The following is an 834-nucleotide window of genomic DNA, read 5'->3' as shown; positions in this document are numbered from 1 at the left end:
TATCAATACCACCGCTAATAATATCGACAAACTTTTCGACTTGCTCACTCTCGTTCAATTCAGGGTGTTGTTGTTGATAAAGTGGAAACAGGCTAGTCGAGAAATTAACAATCCGGCCCGCTGTCGCTTCGGGTGAGACGTCCAGGCCTTGCTCATAACCGGACTGGATTGAGTTTTCGCCAAAGTCACCTTCTAGCTCTTTATTGATCGCATCGATAGCGGTCTGATAAAGCAGGCTCAGAGGTTCGTTCTTGACGCTGAGGCTAACTTCGTAGTTAGCATTCAACACGGCAGCATTGAATTCTTTGCGAAGGGCCTCTACTTGACCAATTTGCTCTGTGCCATCACTTTGCGGTGAAGACCTTGCGTCACTAGAAGTAGTTTTTTCAGGTACGGACGATATATTAAGTCGGGTGTCGATTTGGCTAACAGGCATATGAACACTCCTCAGTAGCGGTAGGTCTTGATTAATTATTGACCAGTGCGTGGGGAGCAGCAAGCAAAACTTGGTAAGTATTTGTTCCTTATAGATGGCTAGCTGAGGCTATTGAGAAAACTTTTTTCGAAGGCGGGACAGGCTAACGGGCGTCATGCCGAGAAACGAGGCGATATGGTATTGGGGGATGCGCTCCAGGAAGTGAGGGTATTCTTTACAAAACCACTTGTAACGTTGTTCACCGTTATTGAGTAGCCGCTTGGCATCGCGTTTAGCATTGCGTACGAAGAGTTCATGCATAAAGGTGATTTCGAAACGTAATAACTCGGGATCATCATAACCATAGGAATGAAATTGATGGTAGTTCGCGACAACAAGGCTGGCGGGTTCGAGTGCTT

1 protein-coding gene and 1 pseudogene are annotated in these 834 nt (G+C 46.3%); both read right to left on the bottom strand.

Features of this window, described 5'->3' with window-relative positions; translation table 11 throughout:
- Nucleotides 1–436: DUF5610 domain-containing protein (locus A3766_RS23715; RefSeq protein ID WP_197479709.1), on the bottom strand; the 436-nt coding region annotated here is incomplete at its 3' end.
- A 108-nt stretch (nucleotides 437–544) separates the two neighbouring features.
- A pseudogene (locus A3766_RS31490) lies at nucleotides 545–834 on the bottom strand (hypothetical protein); the annotation flags it as partial.

This window comes from Oleiphilus sp. HI0132, assembly GCF_001635845.1.
The sequence above is the reverse complement of the archived record's forward strand: the minus strand, read 5'-3'. Positions and strand labels throughout refer to the sequence as shown.